This is a genomic window from Polaromonas sp. P1_G1, assembly GCF_056405595.1.
The window spans coordinates 1-400 of sequence record NZ_JBFUBU010000254.1 but is presented as its reverse complement, the minus strand read 5'-3'; the positions used below and the strand labels follow the sequence as shown (position 1 = coordinate 400).

The following is a 400-nucleotide window of genomic DNA, read 5'->3' as shown; positions in this document are numbered from 1 at the left end:
CCACTGGTGGCCCACACCGGGCGCGCCGGGCAGGCTGATGGCCTTGACCGGCAGGCCCGGCTTGACCAGCCCCGGCGAGAACCAGCTATTGGCCACCTTGGGGCCAAAAAAATCGCCCGCCCGCACTACGATCACTTTGCAGCCCTGGCCGCTGACGGCGCGCAAGCGGCGCTCCAGCTCTACGCGGATGGCGCCTTTGCGGGTGACGGGGTTTTGCGGCGAATCCTCTCGCAGCAGGGGGAAGGCGTCGGGCCCAAAGTTGTAGACCGTGCCGGGCAGCACGATGGTGGATCCCTGCGCCTGTGCGGCGGCAATGGTGTTGTCCACCATGGGCAGAACCACCTCCGCCCAGCGGCGGTAGCCCGGTGGGTTGACGGCGTGCACGATGACGGCGCAGCCC

At 69.0% G+C, this 400-nt stretch carries 1 protein-coding gene; it reads right to left on the bottom strand.

What is annotated here, in order from left to right; genetic code table 11:
* A partial coding sequence (locus tag AC1D1Y_RS26720; protein WP_477685002.1) for a Rossmann-fold NAD(P)-binding domain-containing protein occupies nucleotides 1–400 on the bottom strand: 400 nt, incomplete at both ends.